The organism is Sphingopyxis sp. 550A (assembly GCF_053569535.1).
This window is the reverse complement of the sequence record NZ_CM131615.1, coordinates 2,905,435-2,931,806: the sequence shown is the minus strand read 5'-3', so window position 1 is coordinate 2,931,806 and position 26,372 is coordinate 2,905,435. Positions and strand designations below refer to the sequence as shown.

The 26,372-nt window shown below is 65.6% G+C and carries 22 protein-coding genes; 13 read left to right on the top strand and 9 right to left on the bottom strand.

What is annotated here, in order from left to right; translation table 11 throughout:
• Positions 1-85 precede the first annotated feature (85 nt).
• Genes ACVENA_RS14135 through ACVENA_RS14125 form a run of 3 tightly spaced genes read left to right on the top strand, consistent with a single transcriptional unit; the run spans position 86 to position 6,071 of the window.
• Positions 86-2,542, top strand: coding sequence for a TonB-dependent receptor (locus ACVENA_RS14135; RefSeq protein ID WP_449325872.1), 2,457 nt, complete (start codon positions 86-88; stop codon positions 2,540-2,542).
• A complete protein-coding gene (locus ACVENA_RS14130) occupies positions 2,542-3,765 on the top strand; it encodes a lipase family protein (RefSeq protein ID WP_449325871.1) in 1,224 nt (407 codons plus the stop codon). The genes ACVENA_RS14135 and ACVENA_RS14130 overlap by 1 nt, the downstream gene beginning before the upstream one ends.
• Positions 3,762-6,071, top strand: a complete 2,310-nt coding sequence (locus tag ACVENA_RS14125) for an arylsulfatase (RefSeq protein ID WP_449325870.1) — start codon at positions 3,762-3,764, stop codon at positions 6,069-6,071. Before ACVENA_RS14130 ends, ACVENA_RS14125 begins: the two co-directional genes overlap by 4 nt.
• A gap of 41 nt (positions 6,072-6,112) precedes the next feature.
• Here ACVENA_RS14125 and ACVENA_RS14120 read toward each other — a convergent pair whose 3' ends face one another.
• The 6 genes from ACVENA_RS14120 to ACVENA_RS14095 form a co-directional block, all read right to left on the bottom strand.
• Positions 6,113-7,321, bottom strand: coding sequence for an ABC transporter permease (locus ACVENA_RS14120; protein ID WP_449325869.1), 1,209 nt, complete (start codon positions 7,319-7,321; stop codon positions 6,113-6,115).
• Positions 7,318-8,040: an ABC transporter ATP-binding protein gene (locus ACVENA_RS14115; RefSeq protein ID WP_449325868.1), complete on the bottom strand. Its 723-nt coding sequence runs from the start codon at positions 8,038-8,040 to the stop codon at positions 7,318-7,320. Before ACVENA_RS14115 ends, ACVENA_RS14120 begins: the two co-directional genes overlap by 4 nt.
• Before the next feature lie 3 nt (positions 8,041-8,043).
• Entirely contained in the window at positions 8,044-9,441 is a 1,398-nt protein-coding gene (locus ACVENA_RS14110; RefSeq protein WP_449325867.1) for an efflux RND transporter periplasmic adaptor subunit, read from the bottom strand.
• Positions 9,438-10,841 (bottom strand): efflux transporter outer membrane subunit, encoded by a 1,404-nt coding sequence (locus tag ACVENA_RS14105; protein WP_449325866.1) that lies wholly within the window; start codon positions 10,839-10,841, stop codon positions 9,438-9,440. Before ACVENA_RS14105 ends, ACVENA_RS14110 begins: the two co-directional genes overlap by 4 nt.
• 142 nt (positions 10,842-10,983) lie before the next feature.
• On the bottom strand, positions 10,984-11,685 hold the full coding sequence (locus ACVENA_RS14100) for an EF-hand domain-containing protein (RefSeq protein ID WP_449325865.1): 702 nt from the start codon (positions 11,683-11,685) through the stop codon (positions 10,984-10,986).
• A 63-nt stretch (positions 11,686-11,748) separates the two neighbouring features.
• The gene (locus tag ACVENA_RS14095; protein WP_449325864.1) at positions 11,749-12,078 is read right to left on the bottom strand and encodes a BA14K family protein; all 330 of its coding nucleotides are present in this window, start codon (positions 12,076-12,078) and stop codon (positions 11,749-11,751) included.
• A 168-nt stretch (positions 12,079-12,246) separates the two neighbouring features.
• Here ACVENA_RS14095 and ACVENA_RS14090 point away from each other — a divergent pair, with 168 nt between their 5' ends.
• Together ACVENA_RS14090 and ACVENA_RS14085 are read left to right on the top strand one after the other, a co-directional pair.
• Positions 12,247-12,951, top strand: coding sequence for a response regulator transcription factor (locus tag ACVENA_RS14090; RefSeq protein ID WP_449325863.1), 705 nt, complete (start codon positions 12,247-12,249; stop codon positions 12,949-12,951).
• Positions 12,948-14,243 carry a HAMP domain-containing sensor histidine kinase gene (locus tag ACVENA_RS14085; RefSeq protein ID WP_449325862.1) on the top strand — a complete coding sequence of 432 codons (1,296 nt, stop codon included), beginning with the start codon at positions 12,948-12,950 and terminating at the stop codon, positions 14,241-14,243. Before ACVENA_RS14090 ends, ACVENA_RS14085 begins: the two co-directional genes overlap by 4 nt.
• Positions 14,244-14,296: 53 nt before the next feature.
• Here the strand turns inward: ACVENA_RS14085 and ACVENA_RS14080 are convergent, their stop codons facing one another.
• The 3 genes from ACVENA_RS14080 to ACVENA_RS14070 are packed head-to-tail and all read right to left on the bottom strand — an operon-like array spanning position 14,297 to position 18,275.
• Positions 14,297-15,640, bottom strand: coding sequence for a PepSY-associated TM helix domain-containing protein (locus ACVENA_RS14080; protein ID WP_449325861.1), 1,344 nt, complete (start codon positions 15,638-15,640; stop codon positions 14,297-14,299).
• On the bottom strand, positions 15,637-16,218 hold the full coding sequence (locus ACVENA_RS14075) for a hypothetical protein (protein ID WP_257543998.1): 582 nt from the start codon (positions 16,216-16,218) through the stop codon (positions 15,637-15,639). The genes ACVENA_RS14080 and ACVENA_RS14075 overlap by 4 nt, the downstream gene beginning before the upstream one ends.
• Complete coding sequence (locus ACVENA_RS14070) at positions 16,215-18,275, bottom strand: TonB-dependent siderophore receptor (protein ID WP_449325860.1); 2,061 nt, start codon at positions 18,273-18,275, stop codon at positions 16,215-16,217. The genes ACVENA_RS14075 and ACVENA_RS14070 overlap by 4 nt, the downstream gene beginning before the upstream one ends.
• Before the next feature lie 739 nt (positions 18,276-19,014).
• Here ACVENA_RS14070 and ACVENA_RS14065 point away from each other — a divergent pair.
• From ACVENA_RS14065 to ACVENA_RS14030, 8 genes are all read left to right on the top strand, one after another.
• A complete protein-coding gene (locus ACVENA_RS14065; RefSeq protein ID WP_257543994.1) occupies positions 19,015-19,335 on the top strand; it encodes a DMT family transporter in 321 nt (106 codons plus the stop codon).
• 193 nt (positions 19,336-19,528) lie between these two features.
• Complete coding sequence (gene secE, locus ACVENA_RS14060; RefSeq protein WP_257543992.1) at positions 19,529-19,726, top strand: preprotein translocase subunit SecE; 198 nt, start codon at positions 19,529-19,531, stop codon at positions 19,724-19,726.
• A 34-nt stretch (positions 19,727-19,760) separates the two neighbouring features.
• On the top strand, positions 19,761-20,297 hold the full coding sequence (gene nusG / locus ACVENA_RS14055) for a transcription termination/antitermination protein NusG (protein ID WP_242777348.1): 537 nt from the start codon (positions 19,761-19,763) through the stop codon (positions 20,295-20,297).
• A gap of 91 nt (positions 20,298-20,388) precedes the next feature.
• Complete coding sequence (locus ACVENA_RS14050) at positions 20,389-21,318, top strand: acyl-CoA thioesterase (protein ID WP_257543987.1); 930 nt, start codon at positions 20,389-20,391, stop codon at positions 21,316-21,318.
• A gap of 157 nt (positions 21,319-21,475) precedes the next feature.
• A complete protein-coding gene (gene rplK, locus ACVENA_RS14045; protein WP_058808269.1) occupies positions 21,476-21,907 on the top strand; it encodes a 50S ribosomal protein L11 in 432 nt (143 codons plus the stop codon).
• Between the two features lie 2 nt (positions 21,908-21,909).
• Entirely contained in the window at positions 21,910-22,608 is a 699-nt protein-coding gene (gene rplA, locus ACVENA_RS14040) for a 50S ribosomal protein L1 (RefSeq protein WP_257543981.1), read from the top strand.
• Between the two features lie 168 nt (positions 22,609-22,776).
• Positions 22,777-23,646: an SMP-30/gluconolactonase/LRE family protein gene (locus tag ACVENA_RS14035; protein ID WP_449325859.1), complete on the top strand. Its 870-nt coding sequence runs from the start codon at positions 22,777-22,779 to the stop codon at positions 23,644-23,646.
• Positions 23,647-23,983: 337 nt separating this feature from the next.
• Entirely contained in the window at positions 23,984-26,083 is a 2,100-nt protein-coding gene (locus tag ACVENA_RS14030) for a M3 family metallopeptidase (protein WP_449325858.1), read from the top strand.
• Positions 26,084-26,372 lie beyond the last annotated feature (289 nt).

The following is a 26,372-nucleotide window of genomic DNA, read 5'->3' as shown; positions in this document are numbered from 1 at the left end:
ATTTTCTCGATTGACATTAAATCTAATGAGGATAGGTTATTGCGCAAGGCCGCAAGATGACGGCCCGTTTTGGAGAGGACTCGTCATGGACCGCAGTGCTTCGCTTCGCGCTATTCGCCACGCCTGTCTGGCGTCGATCATCGCCGCCGCCGGGATGGCGCTTCCCGCCCATGCCCAAAGCGCCGCGACCGAAGCGGCGCCCGTGGGCGAGACGGCAAATGCCCCGACCGAGGGCGAGATCATCGTCACCGCACGCCGCCGCGACGAGCGCCTGATCGACGCGCCGGTCGCGATCACCGCATTGGGCGGTGCGGCGCTCGACAATTATGCGGTCACCGAATTCACCGACATGGCCTCGCTCGTTCCGACGATGGTTGCGGGCAAGGCGGCCTCCGGCTCTTCGGCCAGCATCTTTCTGCGCGGCGTGGGGTCGACCGCGCTCAGCGCCGGTTTTGATCAATCGGTGTCTTTCGTCGTCGATGGTATGCCGATGAGCCGGGGCCGCGAGATCAGCCTCAGCCAATATGACGTCCAGCGGGTCGAGGTGCTCAAGGGGCCGCAGGCGCTGTTCTTCGGCAAAAATGCGACCGCGGGCCTGATTTCGGTCACGACCAACAGCCCGAAGGACTTTTTCGAGGCGGGCTTCAAGGCGGGCTATGGCTTCGAGGCTAAGGAGAAATATGGCGAAGGCTATATCTCCGGCCCGCTCTCCGACACGCTTCGCGCGCGCCTGGCGTTCCGTCTCTCGGACAGCGAGGGCGCCTTCACCAACACCGCTGCGGAAACCTATCTCGACCCGCTCGGCATGGAACGGCACCGCAACAGCAAATATCGTGGCGGCGGCCGCACCTACAGCGGCCGTGCGACGATCGAATGGGACGCGGCGCCCAACCTGAGCTTTCAGCTCAAGACGGGCTATACCGATCAGAAGGACGGCGGGCCGACCGACCTGATCGAGCGTATTTGCGGCAGCGGCCGCACGACGCCCTTCGCCGCGAACGGCATCCCGCCCAGCCCCAACGCCGATTGCGCGATCAACGGCCGCTCGGATAGCTCGACCCTGCCGGTCGCGGTGGCCGAAGCGAATTACCGCTACGCCGGGGACGGGCATATGTATTCGCGTCTCAAGTCGGGCTACGGCATATTGACCGCGACGCTGACCAGCGACGTCTTCGACGTGACGTCGATCACCTCCTATTACCGCTTCAAGCAGACCGACCTCAACAATGTGTCCGGCGAAGCCTATCCGGCGAGCTTCTCGCAGCTCGCCGACTATCGCCAGACCGCCGAGGAGCTGCGTTTCCAGTCGAAATGGGACGGGCCGGTCAACGTGCTGTTCGGGCTGTTCGCGTCGAGCAACAAGTTCATCTTCAACACCGACGCCTATATCTTCCCGGTGCCGATCGATCCGTCCAGCGGCACCTATGTCACCTTCAAGCGCGACAATGGCTTCAGCGGCAGTTCGATGTCGGCGTTCGGCGAGGTGACGGCCAATCTGTCCGAAGCGATCGAACTCGCGGCGGGCGCGCGCTGGAGCTATGAATCGCGCGATTCCTATCAGCGGGCGCTGCCGGCACATGCGGCTTTCGCGACGGCCTTTCCGTCGAACCTTCCGCCGCTCGAAGATCGCTATCGCGAGGGCGACGTGTCGCCGCAGGTCACGCTGCGCTACAAGCCTTCGCGCGACCTGACCTTCTATGCCGCCTATAAGGAAGGCTTCAAATCGGGCGGCTTCAACATTTCGCAGTCGCTGACCCCCGCCGCCAGCGTCGCGGCGGGTCAGTTCGGCGCCGAACGGGCACGGGGCGGCGAAGCAGGGGCAAGGGCCATCCTGCTCGGCGGCGCGCTCTCGCTCAACGCGACCGCCTATCTCTACGATTATCTCGACCTGCAGGTGCAGAATTTCGATCCGGTGACGATCGGCCAGGTCGTCGCCAACGCGGGCACGCTGCGCGTGAAAGGCATCGAGGGCGATTTCAACTGGCGCTCGGGCGGCTTCTCGCTCCGCGGCGCGCTTGCCTATAACCACGCGCAGTACAGCGACTATATCGGCCAATGCTACGCTGGCCAGACGATTGCAGCGGGGTGCAACCTGCTCCAGTCCAATCCGGCCGATCCGGATTCGGCCTATACAAGCCAGGATTATGACGGCCGGACGCCGCCCAAGGCGCCGCGCTGGGCGGGGCGGCTCGGCGCGGGCTATGAGGTGCCGCTGTCGGCGTCGGGCTGGTCGCTCGAACTCAATGGCGATATGAGCTACAGCTCCAAATATAATTTCTCGGACACGCTGCGTCCCGACGCGGTGCAAAAGAGCTTCACCAAATTCGACGCGTCGCTGCGGCTCAACGGCCCCGACAAGCGCTGGAGCCTTGCGCTGATCGGCCGCAACCTCGGCAACAAATATGTCGTGACCGGCGGCTCCGACATTCCGTTCGCCGGGGGCACCGGCACGGGCACCACAGGGCCGGGCGTGCTCGCCGACATGTCGGCCTTCGTCGACAATCCGCGCGAAATCTATCTCGAAGCGTCGGTGAAATTCTGATGCGGCGGGGGCGGGCGTCGCCACGCGTCGCCGTGGTGCTGGCGGCGGCGATGGTCCTGTCGCCCGCGCTTCGCGCTGCCCCCGGCGGGAGCGATGTCGGCGACGGCGGTCTCCCCGCTTTCTATGACTGGCGCGGTGCGCTCCCCGCCGATCCGGGCGCCGTCATCGCCGAAGAGCCGCTGCCCGGCGACTATTCGGTGCCCGGCGCGGCGAAAGCGGTCCGCATCCTCTACACGGCGCGCGACGGCATCACCGATCATGGCGTGGTCGCGGTATCCGCCGCGGTATTCGTGCCGAAGGGCGAGCCGCCGGCCGGCGGATGGCCGATCATGGCGTGGGCGCACGGCACCACGGGCATCGCCGACATCTGCGCGCCGTCGGCACGGCCGCGCGGGGCGCGCGACAGCCAATATCTGTCGAGCTGGCTGAGCGGCGGCTTCATCGTGGTGGCCAGCGACTATCAGGGATTGGGGACGCCGGGGATCCATCCCTATTCCAATTATCGCGCCCATTCCTACAGCCTGATCGACAGCGCGCGGGCGCTGCTCGCCACGCCGCGCTATCATGCGGCGAACCGGGTTATCCTCGCCGGGCAGTCGCAGGGCGCGGGGGCGGTCGTCGCCGCGGCGGGCTATGCACCCGCCTATGCGCCCGATCTCGCGATCCGCGGCGTCGTGGCGACGGGGGCGCCCAATCTGTCGAAAGCCGCGATCGAAAGCGGCCTTGCCTCGAGCGCGACCGACGTCATGGTCACCGGCGCCTATGCGATGATCGGCTATGAACTGAGCCGTATCCATCCGGATTTGTCGGCCGACGAGATATTCACGCCGCAGGGCCGCGAACTGGAGGCCCGTGTCGGCAGCGCCTGCCTGCCCGAACTGATGCAGGAAGCCGCCGACAAGGGCCTCGATCCGGCACGCACCTTTCGGCCCGGCATGTTGAAGACGCTCTGGGATACCGATGTCGACCTGCGATCCTTTCCGTCGCTGACCTTCGGCATGCCGCTGTTCTTCGGGATCGGCTCGACCGACACCGCCGCGCTGCCGATGACGACGCTGACGCTGGTCAATGACCTGTGCAGCCGCGGCAACACGGTCGAGGCCCGCATCTACAAGGACAAGGACCATTCGGGCGTCGTGAACGCGGCCGCCGCCGAAGCCATCGGCTTTGCCAGAGCGGCGGTCGAGGGCACTCCTGTCGCCGCCACCTGTCGAGCTTCATGAAAACAGGCGAACTTCGTTCGCGGCTGTCCTGGCTAGCACTGGCCGCTACGGCCGTCGTCGCCGCGGTGCCGGCCGCTGCCGGGCAGGCGGTGATCGGCCGGACGATCGACACGTCGGTGGAGGGCCCCGTGGTGCGGCCCGCGGCGCGGCAGGGCGCTCCGAACATTCTCGTCTGGGTGATCGACGATACCGGCTTCGGACAATTGTCGTCCTATGGCGGCCTCGTCGATACCCCCAATATCGACCGCGTGGCGGCGATGGGGCTGCGCTATTCCAACTATCATTCGACCCCGATCTGCTCGGCGAGCCGCGCCTCTCTTCTGACCGGGCGCAATTCGCACGAAGTCCATGTCGGCGGGCATTCGGCGATGGCGATCGGCTTTCCGGGGCAGGACGCGCTCGTCCCGCGCAGCGCGGGGACCATCGCCGAAAATCTCCGCCAGGCGGGCTATGAAACCTTCGCTGTCGGCAAGTGGGACCATTTGCCGCCGCGCGACGCGTCGGCCGCCGGCCCCTTCACCTATTGGCCGAGCGGGCAGGGGTTCGATCGCTTCTACGGCTTCCTTTCCTATGATGCGGACAATTTCGCGCCGCTGCTGTGGAGCGACCACAGTCCTGCGCCGCTTCCGGCCGATCCCGCCTATCATCTGAGCAGCGACATGGCCGACCGGGCGATCGCGATGATCGGTGCGCGGCGGGCGGCAGGAGGCGCGCGGGCTCCCTTCTTCCTCTATTGGGCCACCGGCGCCGGGCATTCGCCGCACCATGCGCCCGACGAATGGCTCGCGCGCTATCGCGGCAAATTCGACGCGGGATGGGACGTTGCGCGGGAAAGGATACTCGCGCGGCAGAAGGCGCTGGGGCTGGTGCCGGCGAACGCGGAACTCCCGCCGCGACCCGAGGGCATGAAGCCCTGGGCCGAACTTTCGGCGGACGAACGCCGCCTCTATGCGCGCGCCATGGAGGCCTTTGCCGCGCAGCTCGCCCATGCGGACCATGAGTTCGGGCGGATATTGGATGCGCTCGAGGCACAGGGTGAACTCGACAACACGATCATCGTCGTCACTTCCGACAATGGCGCAAGCGGCGAGGGCGCGGTGTCGGGCACCTATAGCGAGCAATTGATGGCGAACGGGCGCTTCGCCACGGTCGACGAGAATCTGGCGCATATTGACGAATGGGGGCGGCGCGGCACCTATCCGCTTTATCCCGTCGGCTGGGCCGTCGCCGGTGACACGCCCTTCCGCTATTACAAGCAGACGGCGTTCGAAGGCGGGATCCACGTTCCGTTGATCGTCGCCTGGCAAAGGGGGATCGCGGCGCATGGCGAGGTCCGCCGCCAATATGCCCATATCAGCGACGTGATGCCGACACTTCTCGAAGCCGCCGGCGTAAAGCCCGCGGCGATCGTCAACGGCGTCCGCCAGCAACCGATCAGCGGCACGTCGCTGGCCTATAGCTTCGCCGATGCGGGCGCGCCGGACGCCAAAAAAGTCCAATATTATGAAATGTACGGCAATCGCTCCATCTGGGCGGACGGCTGGAAGGCGGTCATGCCGCACCGGCTGCAGACCTGGGATTTCAAGAAGCAGCCTCCGATCACCGATCAGGGATGGCAGCTTTTCGACCAGCGGCGCGATTTCAACGAACTGCATGACCTCGCCGCGCAGAATCCGCGAAAGCTGGCCGAACTCCAGCGCCTGTTCGACCGCGAAGCGAGGAAATATAACGTCTACCCGCTGACCAACACCGGGGCGGCGCAGCGGCTGATGGCCGCGAAGGCGGAGCGCCGGCTGGCCGAGACCGGCGGCCTGTTCCGCTATCAGGGACGGGTGAGCCGGATTCCGGAAGCGCTCGCTCCGCCGATCCACACCCACAGCTTCACGATGACGATGGCCGTCGATCCGGGGCAGCGCGGCAACGGGACATTGATGGCGATGGGGGGCCGGTTCGGTGGCCTCGGTCTCTATCTGCGCGAGGGCGTCCCCATTCTGGCGCTGCGGACGATGGACGGCAAGCTGTCGCGCCTCGCGGCGCCCGGCAGGCTGACCGGAAAATCCGAAATCGGCCTTCGCTTCGACCGGATCGGCCCCGAGGAAGCGCGCGCGACGATCAGCGTCGACGGCAAGGATGTCGCCACGTCACCTTTCCAGGGTGCGCTCTCCGTCTTCCTCTTTTCGGGGAACGAGACGTTCGACATCGGGTCCGATCCGGGCACCACCGTCCTCGACGGCATCGATGCGCCTTTCCCGTTCGACGGCAAGATCGGCGAGACCAGCTTCGTCGTTTCATCGCCGCAGCGCTAATCCGCAGTGACGATTTAACGCTTCCCTCGCGCCTTGTGGGGCTATTCATGCCTCAGCGCGTCGATGGGATTGAGGCTCGCCGCTCGCCTGGCGGGGAAATAGCCGAACACGACGCCGATCACCGCCGAGATTGCGAAGGCGATGATGTTGATCTGGGCGTCGAACATCCAGCTCACCTGCATGACGGGCGACAGGATCGCGATCGCGAGTTGCGCGATGAGGAGGCCCGCGAGGCCGCCGAGGCACGAAAGGACGATCGCCTCGACGAGGAACTGCATCAGCACTTCGCGCGCGACCGCGCCGATCGCGAGGCGGATGCCGATCTCGCGCGTGCGCTCGGTTACCGACACCAGCATGATGTTCATGATCCCGATCCCGCCGACGAGCAGCGAGATCGCCGCGACGGCCGCGACGATGCGCGTCAGCAGGGTCGTGGTTCCGGTCAGCGTGTCCGAAATCTGCTTGGTGTCGAAGATGTTGAAATTATCGTCCTTGCCGCCCGTGATCTTGCGCCGCTCGCGCAAGAGATCGGTGATCGATGCCTGCACCTGCTCGGTCGAAAAGCTCTGGTCGACGCCGACGAGCATCACCGAGACGTCCTGATTGCCGGTAAAGCGGCGCTGGACCGCTTTCACCGGCATGATGACGATATCGTCCTGGTCGCCGCCGAAACCGCCCTGGCCGCGCGTCGAGAGCACGCCGATCACGTCGCAACTCACCCCCTTGATGCGGAAGCGCGCGCCGACCGCGCTGCCGCCGCGAAACAGGTTCTGGCGCACGGTGTTGCCGATGATGCACACCGCCTTGCCCGCTTCCTCCTCGGCGGGCGTGAAGGTGCGGCCCTCGACCAGCGGCCACGGCTGCACGGTGAAATAGGCGTCGGTGGTGCCGTTCACCGTCGTCGACCAGTTGGCGCCTTCGTAGATGGCGGTGCCGCTGGTCTGCGCCTGAGGCGCCACTGCGGTGACGCCGGCGATCTGCTGCGAAATCGCGCCCAAGTCGGCCATCTCGAAATCGGGCGGCCGCGGCCCGCCGCCGCCGCGCCCGAAACCCTGGCCGGGGCGGATTTGCAGGATGTTGGTGCCGAGCGCGGAGATCTGGCTCTGCACCGCGGCGGTCGTCGCATTGCCCAGCGTCACCATCGTCACCACCGCGGCGACGCCGATGACGATGCCGAGCACGGTCAGGAAGGAGCGCAGCATATGGCGGCGGATCGAGCGCAGCGCGAGGAGCAGGGTCGTGCCGATCACGGCTGCGCTTCCCTGCGCGCCCGCGACGCCTCATTGACCTCGATGCTCTCGACCAGCCCGTCCTTGAAATGCACCAGCGTGTGGGCGAACTCGGCCATGTCGGGCTCGTGCGTCACCATCAGCACGGTGATGCCGCTGTCGCGATTGAGCTCCGACAGCAATTCCATGATTTCGATCGATCGTTCGGAATCGAGATTGCCCGTCGGTTCGTCGGCGAGCAGCACGTCGGGGCGGGTGACGATCGCGCGCGCGATGGCGACGCGCTGCTGCTGCCCGCCCGACAGCTCGGCGGGGGTGTGGTCCCACCAGTCCTTGAGCCCCACCTTGTCGAGCGCCGCCAGCGCGGCGTCGCGGCGTTCGGCCTTCGGATCGCCGCGATAAAGAAGCGGCAGCTCGACATTCTCGAGCGCGCTGGTGCGCGCGAGCAGGTTGAAGCCCTGGAAGACGAAACCGAAATATCGCCGCCGCAGCAGCGCGCGCTGGTCGCGCGTCAGCGCCTCGACATGGTGGCCGCGGAACAGGTAGGAGCCGTGCGTCGGCACGTCGAGGCAGCCCAATATGTTCATCGTCGTCGACTTGCCCGAGCCCGAAGCCCCCATCACCGCGATGAAATCGCCCGCCATGATGTCGAGGTCGACGCCCTTCAACGCCTGAAAGGCGGTCGGCCCCTCGCCATAGGTCTTGGTGATGCCGGACAGGCGGATGATCGGCTCGGCCATCGCTCAGCCGCCCTTCCGGGCTCCGGATTGCCCGCTGCTTGCGGACGCGTCGGAACTCCCGTCGGAAAGCTGTCCGGTGATGACCTTCATGCCGGCGCTGAGCTTGCCCGACGCGACTTCGGTCAGCGTCCCATTGGTGTCGCCGGTGGTGATCTGCACGGCTTGCGGCTGGCCGTCGGCGCCGAGGACATAGATGGTCTGCTGCGCGCCGCGATCGGTGGTGACGCTCCGTTCCGCGCGATTGCTGCTCCGCCGCGGCCCGCGGGGGACAAGCGCGCTGGTGATCCCGCCCTTCGAGGAATCGGTGCTCTGCCCTTCGGTCGTGGGGCGATAGCGGAGTGCCGCATTGGGGACGAGCAGGACATTCTTCTTGCTCATCGTCACGATGTCGGCGGTCGCGGTCATGCCGGGACGCAGAATCTGCTTCGCATTGTCGACCGACAGGATGGCCGTATAGGCAACCACCGTTCCGCTGCTGCTGCTCGTCGTCGAGGACGACGACGAAGAGGAGGAGGAGGAACTGCCGCTGCTGTTCGATCCGACATTGACCCGCGTGATCTTCGCGGGAAAGCGCTGGCCGGGGAAGGCGTCGACGGTGAAGGTCGCGTCCTGCCCTTCCTTGACCTGCCCGACGTCGGCCTCGTCGATCGACACCTCCAGCTCCATCTGGCTCAGATCCTCGGCGATGGTGAAGAGGACCGGTGCGTTGAGCGACGCGGCGACGGTCTGGCCGGGTTCGATATCGCGCGACAGCACGACGCCGGTGACGGGCGAATAGATGCGCGCCTTGGACAAATTGGTCTGCGCCGTGCCGAGCGCCGCCTGCTGCTGCGCGACCTGCGCGCGCGATGCGGCGAGCGAGGCGACGGCGCGCTTCTGATCGGCGCGCGCCGCATCGAGTTCGGTTTTCGAGGGAACGCGGCCGCCCGAGAGGCGCGATACCTCCTCCTGCCGCGCCAGCGTCGCATTCGCCTGCGCGAGCGTCGCCTGCGCCTCGCCGACATTCGCCTGCGCCGCCGCGACGCTCGCCTGCGCCTGGACGACCGAATCCTGCAGGCGCGCGGTATCGAGCGAGGCGAGAAGCTGCCCCTTGGTCACGCGGTCGTTCACGTCGACATAGACATGGGTGATCAGCCCCGACTGTTCGGAGCCGACGTCGACCTGATTGATCGGCTTGATATTGCCGGTCGCCGATACGGTGACGGTCAGCGCGCCGCGCTCGGCCGCCTGCGTCGAATAGCTGGCCGCTTCCGCGGGGCCGAAGCAGCGATAGAGGACGAACAGGATCAGGACCGTGAGCAGCGCGATCGCGGGCCATTTGCCGCGGCGCATCCACGCGCTTTCGGGCTTTACGCCGAGGAATTCATCGAGATTCTGCGTCGCCGCCTGTGCTTCGGTCATTCGCCGTTTCCATTCTCTATGGTCTGCCATCCGCCGCCGAGCGCATTGTAAAGCTGAACGACCGCGAGGGCCTCAGCCGCCCGCGAACTGGCGAGACTGTTGCTCGACGAGAGCAACGAGGTTTCGATGTTGGACAGCGTCTGGAAGTCGGTGAGCCCCGACTGATATTGCAGCCGCGCGAGAATCGCGCTGTTGTTCGCGGCTTCGCGCGCGATCGCGAATTGCCGACCGCGCTCGTCGGCCGATGATACCGCGACGAGCGCATTTTCGACATCTTCGAGCGCAGTGAGCACCGTCTGGCGATAGGCGGCGTAAGCGCCGTCGACCGCGGCCTGCTGCGACCGCACCTGCGACGCGCGCGCGCCGCCGTCGAACAATAGCTGCGAAATCCCCGCGAACAGCGATCCGGTGATCGCGTCGAACAGGCCGCCCGTGGTCAAGGCGCTCGTCCCCAGCGAACCGCTGAGGCTGAGCGACGGCAGCAATTGCGCCTTCGCCACGCCGACGCGGGCCGTGGCGGCGGCAAGGCCGCGCTCGGCAGAGCGGACGTCGGGGCGCTGGCGCAGCGTGTCGGCGGGGAAGCCCGCGGCGATGCCCGACGGCGGCGCGGGGATCGGCGCGGCGGTTTCGAGCGATGCGGTCGCGGCGCCGGGCGCCTGGGCGGTCAGTACCGCGATCCGGCCCAGCGCGCCGCGGATGCTTGTCCGGAACTCGGGCAGGCTCGCCTCGGTCTGCGCGAGCTGGGTGCGCGCCTGCTCCTCGTCGAGCGAGGAAGCGAGGCCCGCCTGCACGCGCCAGCGCGCGATGTCATAATTGTCGCGCTGGTAGCGGAGCGTATCCTCGGCGATGCCAAGTTGCTGTTGCGCGAGGCGAAGCTGGATATAGTTGGTCGCGAGTTCGGCGATGATCGCGATGCGTACCGAGGCGAGGTCGTAGCCGCTCGCGGCTTCGTCGGCGCGGGCCGCTTCCACGGCGCGGCGTCCGCCGCCGAACAGGTCGACCTGCCAGTCGGCGTCGATTCCCAGCGAATAGCTGCTGCTGTCGGGGCCCTTGCTGTCGATGTTGCGGCCGGCTCTTCCGCTCGCGCTGGCGGTCGGGAGCAGGTCGGCGCCCGCCTGGATCGATGCTTCGCGGGCCTGACGCAGACGCGCCTTTGCCTGCGCGATATCGAGGTTGGAGGAAATCGCGCGGTCCACGAGCTGGTCGAGCACGGGGTCGTTGAAGCGTTGCCACCAGGACGCCAGTTCGGCGGGGTCGGTCGCGGCGGTGCGGCCCTCGCTATAGGTCGAGGGCACGCCGAGATCGATGGGCGTCGATGGGCGATAGTCGGGGCCGACAGCACAGGCCGCGAGCGTTGCCGAAGCGACGAGGACTGCCAGCAAACGCGGTTGGCCGATCATTCGGAGGCTTGCATAGGTTCGATCTGATCCGGTCAACAGTCCCTCCGATCGACATGCCGCATGACGGCATTCCGAATGCCGCGCAAGCGGGTAACGCCGCAATGCAAACTTCGTTTCCGTGACGGATGTTCGCGGCGCAAGACTAGGGGCTCCCTGCGGGCGGTTCGGGCGGACGCCCGGGAGGCAGGCCGAGCACACCGCCGGGCAGCCGACCTTCGGGCTGGCGCGCTTCGTCCATCGAGATCGCGCCATCTCCGTTACGGTCGGCGGCATCGAATCGCTTTCCTTCATAGGCGAGCAGTTCCTCGACCGAGAGGCCGGCATCATAGTTCAGATTGGCCTTTGCGACGAGACCGGCGCTCAGCGGTTCGATCAGGCCGAGAAGCAGACGCGCTTCCATTTCATTGCCATATTCGGGTTCGATCGTCTCGGGGACGAGACCGTCGTGGTCGATCGCCTGCGCGTCCTCCGACTGCGCAAGCGAACCGAGACCGTGTTGCCAGGCGAAGAATTCGTCGCGGCTGATCGTGCGGTCGTTGTTCGTGTCGATCCGCTCGAACCGCTTGGCGATCAGGACGTCGCGCCGCGCGCCGGCAATCGCGCGGATCTCCTTGATGGTCACGATGCCGTCGTGATTCGGATCGGCATCGCGAAACATGCCGGTTACGATCTTGTCGAAACTCGCCCGATTGACCGGCTTGATTTGCTTCATCCGCGGCGGTCCGCCGCCCGGCGGGCCACCCGCGGGGGGCGCTCCACCCGGCGGCCCGCCCCCGCCGCCCATCTGGGCGCTTGCGGGGGCCGCTGCGAGCACGGCAAGCATGAGAAGTAGGCTCTTGTTCATCAATCTCTCTATTTCAAAGATGTGGGCCGGGCGCAGGGACGCACCCGGCCCAGGGAAAGCGCGTCAAAGGGGGCAGCGACGCGTCTTTCCGGCACTGGTCCGATAGGTATCGGTCCGCGCGTTGTACGAGCGATATTTCTGCTGGCAGGCCCGGACGTGGCGATACCAGTCGCCTTTCTTGGTCCAGTGCTTCGGCGGCGCCGAAGGCCGGTTGCCCCACCTGCTGTCCCAACGGCCATAAGGCTCATTGGCGGACGGCCGGGCCGGCGATGCCTGTTTCGGCGCGGGCGCCGGCTGCGCCTTTTTGTGCGGCTCGCGGGGCTGCGCGGCGGCAAGCGATGGCGTGGCGACGATCATCGCCGCGCCGACGGCACAATGGATCAGAAACTTCACGGCACTACTCCTTCTGACGGTCGACCCGCTTGGAGAGGCGGGCGGAGGGGGGATGCGACCGATATGACCGATCGCGCGCCGCGTCGGGGTCAAGAGTTCGCAAGCGGAACGTAAAATTTGTGAAAAGACGGGGTGACAGGCCCTCGCGACTGAACGATGCACGGGGCGATGGAAGAGGATATCCCCGTCCGGAGCATCCTGCTGGTCGACGACGACGTCGATCTCAGCGCGATGCTGCGTGAGTATCTGGAAAGCGAAGGATTCGAGGTCGAGACCGTCTTCAATGGCGCCGAAGGTGTCGCGCATGCCCTGTCGGGTGAATATGATGCGGTGGTGCTCGACGTCATGCTGCCTCGCCTGAGCGGTATCGAGGCGTTGCGGCAGATCCGGCAGGCAAGCGATTTGCCGGTGCTGATGCTTACGGCGAAGGGCGATCAGGTCGACCGCGTGGTCGGGCTCGAACTCGGGGCCGACGATTATGTCGCGAAACCCTATTATCCAAGAGAGTTGGTGGCCCGCCTTCGCGCGATACTGCGCCGGCAGGCGCCGCCTGCCGCGCCGCGCGGATCGACCCTGCAATCCGGCGAACTGGTTGTTCGCGTCGGCGAACGAAGGGCAAGCTGGCAAGCGGTGCCGATCGAACTGACCGCGACCGAGTTCAACATGCTCGCCGCGTTGCTGCGCGCCGGCGACGAGGTGCGGACAAAAGACGAATTGTCCTTGCACGCGCTGGGACGCGCGCGCCAGTCCTACGACCGCAGCGTGGATGTCCATATCAGCAATCTCCGGCACAAGCTGGAAGGCGCCTCGAACGGACAGGTCGGCATCGAAACGGTGCGCGGTGTGGGCTATCGCCTGCGGAGTTTGCCGTGAAGGCGGGATTGTTCTGGAAGATATTGCTCGCTTTCTGGCTTACGTTCTTTGCGATCACGCAAGGCGTCTGGCTGCTCTTCCAGTTGCGGCGCGACGATCGTCCGCCCGAGCGTTTCATGGTCGAACAGATGGCCCCCACGCTCCTGTCCGCCGCCGGGGGCGAGGTCGAAAGATCGGGCAGGGAAGGATTCGAAAATTTGTCGCGTTCGCTCCCCGACGGCCAGCGCGTGCGCCTGCAACTCGTCGAAAAGAACCGGCGGGCTCTTCCGCCGGTGCCGGAGTTCTCGAAATCCTTGTCGCGGGAGGTCACCGGACCGGGACGCCAGGACTTTCGTCTCCACTATTGGTATCGTGATGCGCCGCGCCGAACCGATATCTTCAACATGCCGATGGAATTGCTCGCGCTCGGCGTGATCGGCGGATTGTTCTTCGCGGCGGTGCTGGCGCGATATCTGACACGGCCCATCAACCGCCTTCGCACGGGCTTCGATCGGCTGGCGCAGGGGCGGCTTTCGGAGCGGCTGGCACCGGTTATCGGAAACCGACGCGACGAGATCGCCGACCTGGCCCGCGATTTCGACAGCATGGCGCAGCGGCTCGAGGAACTCGTTGCGGCGCGAGATCGGCTGCTTCATGATGTCTCGCATGAACTGCGCTCGCCGCTGGCGCGGTTGCAACTTGCCATCGGATTGGCGCGGCAGTCGCCGGAACGCACAGAAGCGTCCCTTGCGCGCATCGATCGCGAGGCGGCGCGTCTCGACACGCTCGTCGGTGAGTTGCTCAGCCTGGCGCGATCCGAGCATCTTGCCGCCGAGGGAGATGAATATTTCGACCTTGCCGGTGTGCTCCGCAGCGTGGTGGAGGATGCGCGGTTCGAGGCGGATTCGCACGGCGTTGCGATCGTCCGGCGCGAAGAGACGCCGTCTATCGACAATGCTCCGCCGATACGTGGGGACGCCGAAACGATCCGGCGGGCGATCGACAATGTCATTCGCAACGCGATCCGGTTTTCGGAGGCCGGAAATCCGGTGGATGTGGACTACAGGCTGGAGGCCGGAGCCCATTGTATCCTGGTGGCCGATCGGGGACCGGGAATAGACGAAGCGAGCATCGACGCGATGTTCGAGCCGTTCGCCAGGGAAAGCGAGGAAAGCCTGGGTTTCGGCTTGGGGCTGGCGATCGCAAAGCGCGGCATCGCCATTCATGGAGGCACGATTGCGGCAAGTAATCGCGAGGGGGGCGGTCTGGTCGTTCGTCTCCGCATTCCGATCACGGAATTGCCTTCCGAATAGGGTGAAGCGCCAACGGCAAGGTCCGCATTCCTCCCATCCCAAGGCGGGCGCGATTATCCCGCGAGCACGGCGATCGGGCTGGCTACCAGGCTGACAAGGAAGAATCCTTGCAGAAGCCGCTTCGGCCGCGGTTCGGGGCGGATCGCGGCGGCAAGCAGGATCAGCGCCGTGAGGGTCCAGAAGATCGCGGTGAGCGGCGCGGCGTTGCCGGCGAGTATCCGTGCGAGGAAGGTGAGCGTCAGCGCGAGCGGCACGCCCCACAGCACCGCGTCCCACAGGCTGCGCAGCCTCGGTTCGTGAAGGCCGCGGCGCGCGCGCTTGCCGAGCCAGATCGAGGTGCCGGTCGCGACGACGACCGTGAGCGCGAGGCCGAGCCCGAAATAGGCGAGTTTGACCGGGAGCCCCCCGAAATTCCCGAAGTGGAGATTGTAGGTCGAGGCGGCCATCTGCTGCCCGAGATGGCCGTCGGCGAGCCCGACCGCGCCGAGGAAACGGCCGTCTGCGTCGAAATTATAGCTTTCGCCGTAGATCAGCCGCTGCGGATGTTCGGCGAGGAGCTGGACATGCTGGCCGCGCGTGCCGGGGTCGTGGAGGATGATGTAGGTGGGGCGCAGCTCGGGATGGGTGGCGGCGATCCACGCAAGCGGCGCGCTGACATCGGCGAGCGGAGCGGGGCGCGGGTCGGGCTTGGCTTCGCCGCCGAAGATCGGCGCATAGGCCGCCTCGACGTCGCCCTTGTAGAAGCTCGCGGCAAGGCCGTAGGTGCCGATCGTGCCGAGCCCGATCATCGCGCCGGTAAGCGCGATCGCGAGCGCAAAGGGCAGCGACCAGACGCTCAGCCGGTTGTGCCAGTCGGCGAGCCCGACTCCTTCCTTGTCGCGGGCGCGCAGGCGAAAGGCGTCGCGGAAGATGCGCGGGTGGGCGATCACGCCCGACAGCGACAGCGCGACGATCATCACCCCCAACAGGCCGACGATGATCAGGCCGACGAGCCCGGGGATGTTGAGCGAATAGTGGACCGCGAGCAGGAATTCGGACCAGGCGTTCCCTTCGGGCTCCGCTATCGCGCCGGTCGCGTCGACGTGGACTGCCTGGCTGTCGGTCGTGATCGTCGCGCGCGGCAGGTCGGGGACGGGCAGATGGACATAGAGATGCGTCGTCGCGGGCTTGCCCTTTTCGGTTGCCAGGACCGCGGCGACCGCCTTTTGCACCGCGTCTGGCGCCATGCGCGCCATTTCGGGCGCCGCGGGCTGCTCGATCCGCTGCCATTCCTGATAGAAGACGACGATCGTGCCCGTCAGACAAACGAGATAGAGAAGCGCCGAGGCGAGCAGCCCGATCGCGGCGTGCGCTGAAAGGGCTTGCTGCACCATCCCCTTGTCGACCGGTCCGGTCATGCAGCCCCTCCGATCCAGATCAGCCCGAGGCTCGCCGCCGCGGGGAGCAGCAGCCACAGAATCTGCGTGCGCCGCCACGGCATCATCAGCAGTGCGAAGGCGAGGATGCCCCAGAGGAGCGGCAACAGCAACAGCGTGAGCGCGTTGCTGTCGGCCTCCGCCCAGCCGCCGAGCGCCGCGAGCGCGCGTGCGGCGAGCGCCACCAGCAGCGAGACGAGCATCGCGAGCGGCACGGTGACGAGGAAGGTCAGCAGTCGGCGCCCGATCCGCCGCGGCTCGCCCTGCGCGGGGAGCATGTGTGCCTTGCGGTCCGACGCGCGTGTCTTGCCCGGCCGCGAGGTCGCGGCGGCCCCGGCGAGAAGCAGCGCTGCTGTCCCCATGCCGAACAGCGACACCATGGCCGCGCCCCACGCGCCGTTGCCGGCGATACCGAGCGCGGCGCCGAGAAGGAGCAGCGCCCACGCCGCGCCGTTCAGCGCCGCCGAGCGCCGGGGCAGGCCCCAGGCGCGGCGAAGCAGCAGCACGCCGAGGATCGCGGTCGCCGCGCCAGCCCAGACGAGGGGCGAGGCGCCGCTCACCGGAAGCGGTAGCCGACCGTGGCCATCACGTTGCGCGGCGCGCCGATGAAGCAGTCGCCACGCGCGAGGCAGGAGGCGAAATATTTGTTGCCCAGAAGATTCGTGGCGTTGATCGCGAAGCGCCAGCTGTTCCAGTTGATTTCCGCCAGCGCATCGACCGTCGTGCGCGACGGGGTGACGATCGACCAGACGTCGCTGGTCGAGATGCTCTTGCCGCTGTAGACGACGCCGGCGCCCAGGCGCAGCCGGGCTTCATCGGCGAGGCCGAAACTTTTGGTCGACCAGAGCGACGCGGTGTGGCGCGGCATGTAATCGAGGCTGGTGTTGGTTTCCGACCTCAGCTTGGCATAGCCATAGTTGGCCAGCAGTTCGAAATTGCCAGGCAGGGTGTGACTGGCCTCGATCTCGAAACCCTTGGTGTTGAGTTCGCCCGACTGGGTCGTGCCGCCGGCCGCCAGATAAAGGACGCGATTGCGCTCCTTGATCTTGAAGACGGTGGCGGTGACGAGCGTGCCGGGTGCGGGCTGCCATTTCACGCCCGCCTCATATTGCGTTCCGGTCTGTGGCCGGTAGGGATCGCCGAAGCTGCCGTCGCCATTGTCGATGCGACCGGCGACCGGCAGGAAGCTTTCGGTATAGCTGAAGAAGGGGGAGAAGCCCGCGCCGATCTCGCCGATGATCCCGGCGCGGAAGGTGGTGGCATTGTCCTTCTGGCCCGACGAGCCGGTGACCCGGTCGCGGCGCGCGCCGAGCACGACCGAGACGCGGTCATAGAAGCGAATCTGATCCTGGACATAGATGCCAAGCTGTTTCTGGCTTTCCGAGGTGAAGGGGCCGGTCGGATCATAGGTCAGTAGCGCATCATAATCGATGTCGTAGAGGTCGACGAGTTCGTAGCCGCCAGCATAGCGCTTTTGCACCTTGTTCCAGCTGTAATCGAGACCGACCAGCAGCTTGTGCTCGATATTGGCGCCGGTGTTGAAGTTGAATTGGAGATTATTGTCGGTGGAGAAGACGTTCATCCGCGCGTCGCTGGCGTCGGCGATGAGGAGCATGGTGCGCCCATTGGTGCCGTAGACCGAGAAAGGATCCTGCGGGTTCGTATAGCTGTCGGCATAATGGGTGTTATATTCGAGGTCGCTGTCGATATAGCGAGCCTTCAGGCTGAGCGTCACATTGTCCGAGAAGCGATGCGTGATCGATCCGCCGCCTTGCAGCGAACGGCCGGCATAGCGGTCCCAACCGGCCTTGCCGACGAAGGTGTAGCGATCGAGTTGTTCGCCGGCGACGGTGTTGGGCCTGAAGGTGCCGACGATCGGCAGGAATTGCGAGGTCGAGCCGGTATCGTCCTCCTGATAGAGGCCGGTCAGCACGACGTCGGTGTCGGGCGTCGGCTGCCAGCGGATCGAGGGCGCGAACATCACGCGGTCGTCGGGCACATGGTCGACATAAGTGTCGGCGTCGCGCGCGCGGCCGACGAAGCGGACCGCGAGATTGTCGGCGAGCGCGAGGTTGAAGTCGCCGAGCACTTCCTTGCGGTCATAGCTGCCATAGACGAGGTTGATTTCGCCGCGCGTGTCGAAGTCGGGCGTCTTGCTGACGAGATTGACGATGCCGCCGATCGAGCCCTGGCCGAACAGCACCGAGGCGGGGCCGCGCACGATTTCGACGCGCGAGAAATTATAGGGGTCGGAAGTGATGCTGGCATAATAGGAGAAGATGTCGCGCATGCCGTCGCGGAACTGCAACGCGTCGAGGCCGCGCACGTTGAAGCCGTCGACGCGGGTGTCGCGGCCATAGGGATTGGCCAGGACACCCGCGGCATATTTCACCGTGTCGCTGATGTTGATCGCCCCCTGGGCCTCATATTGTTCGGCGGTGATCACCTTGATCGGCTGCGGCAATTCCATCAACGCGGTATCGGTCTTGGTTCCCGCATAGCCGGTGACGACGATCTGGTCCTGCGACTCCTCTGCCGTCGATGCGGCCTCCTCGGCGAGAACCTGCCCGCTTGCAAGTGCGGTGCAGACCAGCAGGGTGAAACGCGCGGCTGTCATGAAAGGCCCCCTTCGAGCTCGATTGCTATTCGCGAGGGCTACTAATGCGAGTCAATCTCATTAGCAACGTCCATCGTGAAATATGCATCGGTTGCGGCCGGGGACCATATACGCTGGGCGCTGGAGGGCGGGAGCTGTGCTGGCGACGCTCTGACTGCGCCGATAGAAAGCGCGGCCGGTCACCCCGACCGGGTGGCGATCGCCTTCGCGGGACAAACGAGTGCAGGAAAAACCCCGCCGAGCCGATGGCGCGACGGGGCTACCCACATCCCTGGGTCGCATGGAGAGATGCGAGGTGGGGCTGGTCTATCGGCGCTTGACTTGGATGTCCTGAAGACGATCTAAAGAATTTGTGAAGGCGTGCGCATCGCGCCGGATCGCGCCAAAAAAGGGGCCACGTCCCCGCCGGCCTCGTCGGGTTTCGGGGCGGGTATCAGGTCCGGGACGGCCCGGCAGCTTAGGACCCAGGCCCACGATTTACGGGCTCGAGGTTTGAAGCGATTTTGCTCAGGGCGAGGAGGAAAGGCGAAGGAATATGAATATATTTCAAGACTTTTCGACGAAGCCATGGGCAAAATCGGTCAAATCGCGAAGCGACGCCGAAATGGCTTCGATCTCGGGCCTGCGCGGCCTTGCGGGTAGCGATGCTACCCGCTGCACCCGCCCAAACCCGATCTCTTCGCCATTTCGACGCCTCGAACCCGTAAATCGTGGGCCTGGGTCCTCGAAGGAGGCTGACATGCCCTGGATCTATCTTGTCATCGCCGGTCTGTTCGAAGTCGTCTGGGCCGCCGCGATGAAGCAGTCGGAAGGGTTCACGCGGCCCGGACCGACCGCCGTCACCATCGCCGCGATGATCGCGAGCTTTGCCTTGCTGTCGCTGGCGATGAAATCGCTGCCATTGGGCACCGCCTATACCATCTGGACCGGGATCGGCGCGGTGGGGGCGTTTCTGGTCGGCATCGCGGTCCTGGGCGAGACCGCGAGCGCGATGCGGATCGTTGCCGCGCTGCTGATCGTGTCGGGGCTGGTGCTGATGAAGCTGTCGGCGCCCGCCTGAGCCGCAATCGCTTGCCAAGGCCGGGGCGCGCGGGTAAAGGCCGCCCATTCGGACAGTTGCGCCGTTTCCTTCCGCCTTTCGCCGGCATCGCCGGGGAGGGTGGGCGGACACTTGCCCAAAGCCCGCTTGACGCGGCAGGGGCGGCAACCCATCTGGCCGGAACCCACGGCGCTTGAAGGACAGGACGATCGATATGGCGAGGCCCAAGATTGGCGAATTCGTCAACCAGGTGAAAACCGAAGCCACCAAGATCGTGTGGCCGTCGAGCCGCGAGACGGTGCAGACGACGATCATGGTGCTGATCATGACGACCATCCTCGCGCTCTTCTTCTTCGGCGTCGATTCGGTTTTCAAATTCATCGTCAGCTGGCTGACGTCGCTCGCGCGCTAAGCGCGGCACCGCAGGGATAAAAGGGACACGCATCATGGCGCGCTGGTACATCATTCACGCCTATTCGGGCTTCGAGAACAAGGTCCGCGATTCGGTGCTCGCGGAGGCCGAGCGCATGGGGCTGTCGCAGCTCGTCGAATCGGTCGAGGTGCCGGTCGAGACCGTCACCGAGGTGAAGCGCGGCAAGAAGGTGCAGGCCGAACGGAAATTCTTCCCCGGCTATGTCCTCGCCAAGCTGACGATGACCGACGATGTCTATCACCTCGTCAAGAACACGCCGAAGGTCACGGGCTTCCTCGGCTCGATGGGCAAACCGCAGGCGATCAGCGAGGCCGAGGCCGCGCGCATCCTCAACAGCAAGGAAGAGGCTGCGGCACGTCCCAAGACCGAGATCCGCGTCGATTACGAGATCGGCGATCAGGTCAAGGTGCTCGAAGGCCCGTTCGCGAGCTTCAACGGCGTCGTCGAGGAACTCGATTTCGACAAGGCGCGCGTCAAGGTCAGCGTGTCGATCTTCGGCCGCGCGACCCCGGTCGAACTCGATTTCGAGCAGGTCGAACGGATGAAATAAGCGCCGCCCCGGCGAACGCCGGGGCCGCTGGCGGCATGGGTGACCGTGAGCGATCCCGGCTTTCGCCGGGATGACGGAAAGGGGCCCCCTGGTGACAACTCTCTCTCCCGAGGCGATTCAGGCGCGTGCCGATCGCGCGCGCGCCATTCACGCCTCGATCGACCGCGAGCGCGTCGTGCGCCGCGTCGTCAAGCTGTTCGATCTCGAAGCGGCCGAAGAGCCCGATGAGTTTACCTTTCCGGCCTTCAGGAAGCCGATGCGTCAGCGCATCTTCGGCGGACAGGTGATCGCGCAGGCGATGGTGGCAGCCGCACGCACCGTCGATCCGGGCAAGGTCGTCCATTCGCTTCACGCCTATTTCCTGCGTGGCGGCGACGAGGCGAAGCCGCTCCATTTCCGCGTTCACCGCGATTTCGACGGGCGCAGCTTCGCGAACCGCCGTGTCGTCGTGCGACAGGACGGCAAGGTGATCTTCAACCTCACCGCCTCGTTCCAGGCGCCGGAACAGGGGCTGACGCATCAGGCGCCGATGCCCGAGCTGCTTCCGCCCGAACAATGCCGTGATTTCGGCGACGTGATCGCTGCCGATCCGCTGATCGACGACGCGCGGCTCGAGCAAATGGCGACCAACCACCCGTTCGAGGTGCGCAGCTTCCGCCCGCCCGCGGGTGCCGCGTCGACGATGCATTATGAATGGTTCCGCATCGCGGCCCCCGTCGGCGACGATCCGCTGACCCATCGTGCGCTGCTCGCTTATGCGTCGGACATGGGCCTGCTGTCGTCGGCGATGGTGCCGCACGGACTGACCTGGACCCAGCCGGGGCTGTTCTCGACCAGCCTCGACCATGCGATGTGGTTCCATGACGACATTCGCGTCGACGACTGGTTCGTCTATGTCATGGACAGCGACTGGGGCGGCGGCGGGCGCGGTATCAATCGCGGCCTCATCTATCGCCAGGACGGCACGCTGATCGCATCGGCGGTGCAGGAAGGGCTGATCCGCCTGGTTCCGCAGGGCTAAAAGCCTTGCTTTGCGGCCGGTTTGCGGCTAACGGCGCCGCTTCGCGTCAGATACGGGCGTGATTCCGCGCGGGAGGAGGGGGTGATGCTCTTCCGTTCGACCGCTTATTTTGAGCTCCGGATCATGGTCCGGGGCGACAGAAAGAAAGGAGGCCATCATGGCCAAGAAAATCAGCGGCTACATCAAGCTGCAGGTGCCCGCCGGCACCGCCAACCCGTCGCCGCCGCTCGGGCCGGCGCTGGGTCAGCGCGGCGTCAACATCATGGAATTCTGCAAGGCATTCAACGCCGCGACCGATTCCATGGAAAAGGGCACGCCGACCCCGACCATCATCACCGTCTTCGCCGACAAGAGCTTTTCCTTCGTCACCAAGACGCCCCCGGCGACCTATCTGATCAAGAAGGCCGCGAACCTGAAATCGGGTTCGAAGGAGCCCGGCAAGATCAGCGGCGGCAAGATCGCACGCTCGAAGCTCGCCGAAATCGCCGAGATCAAGATGAAGGATCTCAACGCCAACGACATCGAACAGGCGACGAAGATCATCGAAGGCAGCGCCCGCTCGATGGGCCTCGAAGTGACGGAGGGCTGAACATGGCCAAGCTGACCAAGAAGCAGAAGGCCCTCGAGGGCAAGGTCGACGCGCTGAAGCTGCACGGCGTCGACGAAGCGATCAAGACGGTGCGCGAGCTGGCCTCGGCCAAGTTCGACGAAACGCTGGAAATCGCGATGAACCTGGGCGTCGATCCGCGTCATGCCGACCAGATGGTCCGCGGCGTCGTCACGCTGCCCGCCGGCACCGGCAAGGACGTCAAGGTCGCGGTCTTCGCGCGCGGCGACAATGCCGACAAGGCGCTGGCCGCCGGCGCCGACAAGGTGGGTGCCGAAGATCTGATGGAAGACATGCTCGCGGGCAACCTCGACTATGGCCGCGTCATCGCGACGCCGGACATGATGGGCATCGTCGGCCGCCTCGGCAAGACGCTGGGTCCGAAGGGCCTGATGCCGAACCCGAAGCTGGGCACCGTCACCCCGAACGTCGCCGAAGCCGTGAAGGCCGCCAAGGGCGGTCAGATCGAATTCCGCGTCGAAAAGGTCGGCATCATCCACGCCGGCATCGGCAAGCTGTCGTTCGGCGAGGAAAAGCTGCGCCAGAACTTCGACGCCTTCGTCGACGCGATCGTCAAGGCCAAGCCGGCCGGTGCGAAGGGCAAATATGTCCGCAAGATCGCGCTGTCGTCGTCGATGGGCCCGGGCGTGAAGATCGACACGGCGGACGTCGCCGGCGCCTGATCGGCACCGACATCGATTTAGGGAAGGGCCGGGGGAAACTCCGGCCCTTTTCTTATGGGCCGCCCGCGGAGGGGCCTTCCCGCTGCGCCGATATGGAACGGGGGACGGCACAGCGAATAGGTTTGCAGACGCTGGGCAGACGCGGCGCCCCGCGCTAAGCCCTCGTCCATGGTCGACCTCCTACTCGACGCCGGCGCGCTGCTTGGCGAATCGCCGCGTTGGCATGCCGCCGAGGCGCGACTCTATTGGGTCGATATCGACGCACACCGCATCCACCGCACCGACCCGGCGACGGGCGGGACCGAAACGATGCAGCTCGATGGTCCGGTCGGCTGTGTCGCGCCCCGCGCGGGCGGCGGGCTGATCGCGGGCCTCAAGGACGGCTGCGCGCTGATCGACCATTGGGGCGAGCCGCCGCGTCCCTTCGGCCCGCAGATGCTGACGGGCATCCCCGAGCAGCGCTGCAACGACGCCTGCGTCGACGCAGCGGGGCGTTTCTGGGTCGGCAGCGTGACGAGCGACAAGACGAACCCCGCCGCGACCCTCTATCGCCTCGACTCCGACGGGTCGCTGACAGTGATGTTGGGCGGGCTGCTGACCAGCAACGGCGCGGCATTCAGCCCCGACGGGCGGACTTTCTACCACGCCGACACGCCGACCCACGCGCTCACCGCCTATGCGGCCGATCCCGCAACCGGCGCGCTCGGCGAAGGGCGGCTGTTCCACCAGTTCGAGATGGGCACCGGCCGCCCCGACGGCGGCACGGTCGACGCCGAGGGTTGCTACTGGTCGGCGCTGTGGGACGGCTGGCGCGTCGTGCGCCTGTCGCCCGCGGGGGAACTTCTCCAGACCGTCGAATTGCCGGTCCAGCGCCCCTCGATGATCGCGCTCGGCGGGGCGGACATGAAAACCGCCTTCGTGACGAGCTCGGGCAAGAGCCTGACCGACGAAGAGCGCCGGGACCAGCCCCACGCGGGCGGCCTCTTCACCTTCCGCGTCGACGTGCCGGGACTGGCGCAGCCGGGGTTCGGGGGCTGAATCAACGTCCCCCGTCACCCCCGCGCAGGCGGGGGTCCAGCTTTCTTTGTGCCTTCGTGCCTTTGTGCGAGCCCAAAAGAAACTCGCACAAAGGCACGAAGGCACAAAGAAGAGGAAGAATATAGCTGGACCCCCGCCTGCGCGGGGGTGACGGATGGGAGAAACCGTTCCCCAACCCTTGCCCCCTCATCCTCCCTCGCGCTAAAGCTCTCCCATATGGTTTCGTTCGAAACCAGTCTTCCGGGGAGATATGATGATGCCGCGCCGCGCGCCGCCTTTTGTCCGTTCCATGTCGGTCCTGCTTGCATCGACCGCCCTGCTTGTGGGTTATAGTCCAATGACCATCGCCGCCGAGACCGCTCCCCAGCCCGCCGCTGCCGCCGACGCGAACCCGCTGCTCCAGCCCTGGACCGGCCCCTATGAAGGGGTGCCGCCGTGGGACAAGCTCGACCCTGAACTCTTCCCCGACGCCTTCGCCAAGGGCATGGCCGAGGTGAAGGCCGAGGTGCAGGCGGTGATCGACGATCCCGCCGAGCCGACGTTCGAGAATACCCATGTCCCGATGCAGCTCGCGGGTGAGACAATGGACCGCGTTTTCGCCCTGTGGGGCGTCCAGACGTCGAACAAGTCGAACGACCGCGTCGAGGACATCGACGCCGAATGGAGCCCGAAACTCACCAAATTCTACACCGAGCTGTTCCTCGATCCGAAGCTCTTCGCGCGCTACAAGGCGGTCTACGACAAAAGGCTGACCAGCGGCCTCAACGCCCAGCAAATCCGCATCGTCGAGCGCAGCTATGACGAGATGGTGCGCGACGGCGCGAACCTGTCGCCCGCGAACAAGGCGAAGCTCGTCGATCTGAACGCAAAGCTCGAAGGGCTGTTCTCGACCTTTTCGTCGAAGCTGCTCGGCGACGAAAAGCTCTATACCTATGTCACCGACAAGGCCGAACTCGACGGCCTCGCGCCGGGCTTCGTCGCCTCGCTCGCCGACGCCGCCGAGGCGCAGGGCAAGCCCGGCCAGTGGGCGATCAAGAACACGCGCTCCTCAGCGCAGCCGGTGCTCCAGAACGCGACCAACCGCGCCCTACGCGAAAAGGTGTGGCGCGCCTTCGTCAATCGCGGCGACAATGGCGACGCCAACGACACCAATGCGACGATCGCCGAAATCCTGAAACTGCGTCAGGAACGCGCGGTGCTCCTCGGCTTCCCGACCCACGCGCACTACCGCATGGCCGACACGATGGCGAAGACGCCGGAAAACGCCATGAAGCTGATGATGAAGGTCTGGCCCGCCGCGGTCGCGCGCGTCCACGAGGAAGTCGCCGACATGCAGGCGATCGCCGACGCCGAAGCCAAGGCCGGCAAGGGTCCGAAGCTGACGATCGAGCCGTGGGACTATCGCTATTATGCCGAAAAGGTCCGCAAGGCGAAATACGACCTCGATGAAAGCGAGGTGAAGCCTTATCTTCAGCTCGACAAGCTGCGCGACGCCATGTTCTGGGAGGCGGGGCAACTCTACGACCTCGGCTTCCGCGAAAACACCGGGACGATCCCGGTCTTCGACCCCAAGGTGAAGACGTTCGAGGTCTACAACCTCAAGACGAACGCCAATGTCGGCGTTCTCTATCTCGACAATTTCGCGCGCGACGGAAAGCGCTCGGGTGCGTGGATGACGACCTATCGCAGCGAGCAGGGGCTCGGCGGCGAACGCAACGTGCTCGCATCGAACAACAATAATTTCACCGAGGGCGCGAAGGGCGAACCGACGCTCGTCAGCCTCGACGATGCGACGACGCTGTTCCACGAATTCGGGCACGGCATCCATTATTTCCTGCAGCACGTCTATTATCCCGCGCTCGCCGGGGTACCGCGCGACTTCGTCGAATATCCGAGCCAGGTGAACGAGAATTGGCTGATGACGCCCGAGGTGCTGTCGAAATTCGCGACGCACTATCAGACGGGCGAGCCGATGCCGCAGGCGCTGGTCGACAAGATCCTCGCCTCGAACAAGTTCAACCAGGGGTTCGAGACGGTCGAATATCTGGCGAGCGCGATCCTCGACATGAAGCTTCACGACCGCAAGGTGCCGGTGACCGACATCGACAAGTTCGAACGCGATACACTGGCCGAAATCGGCATGCCGAAGGAAATCGTCATGCGGCACCGCCTGCCGCAGTTCGGGCACCTGTTTTCGAGCGATGCCTATTCGGCGGGCTATTATTCCTACCTCTGGTCGGAGACGATGGACGCCGACACCTGGGCGGCGTTCCAGGAAGCCGGCGGCCCGTGGGACCGCACCGTCGCCGACAAGTTCCGTACCATATTGTTGATGACCGGCAACGAGACCGACCGCGCCGAAGCCTATCGCGCCTTCCGCGGCCGCGACCCCGACGTGAAGGCCTTGCTGGCGAAGCGCGGTTTCCCGACCGAATGACTTTTGGATAACCGGGGAGCAAAGGGGGCCTTCGTGCCCCCTTTGTTTTGTCTGTGCGAATGCACGGAAACGAACGGAAGCCGACCCACCTTGCATCGTCATCCCGGACTTGATCCGGGATGACGAGAATCTGAAAGTCGCGCTCAGCATCTCTTGTCTTCGTCATTCCCGCGAAAGCGGGAACCCAGCGTGGGGTCAGCCGACGCGCGCTCTGGGTTCCCGCTTTCGCGGGAATGACGAAAATTAGGAAGGGGCCACTCCCCACCCCAAGGCCGCTACTACCTCCTTC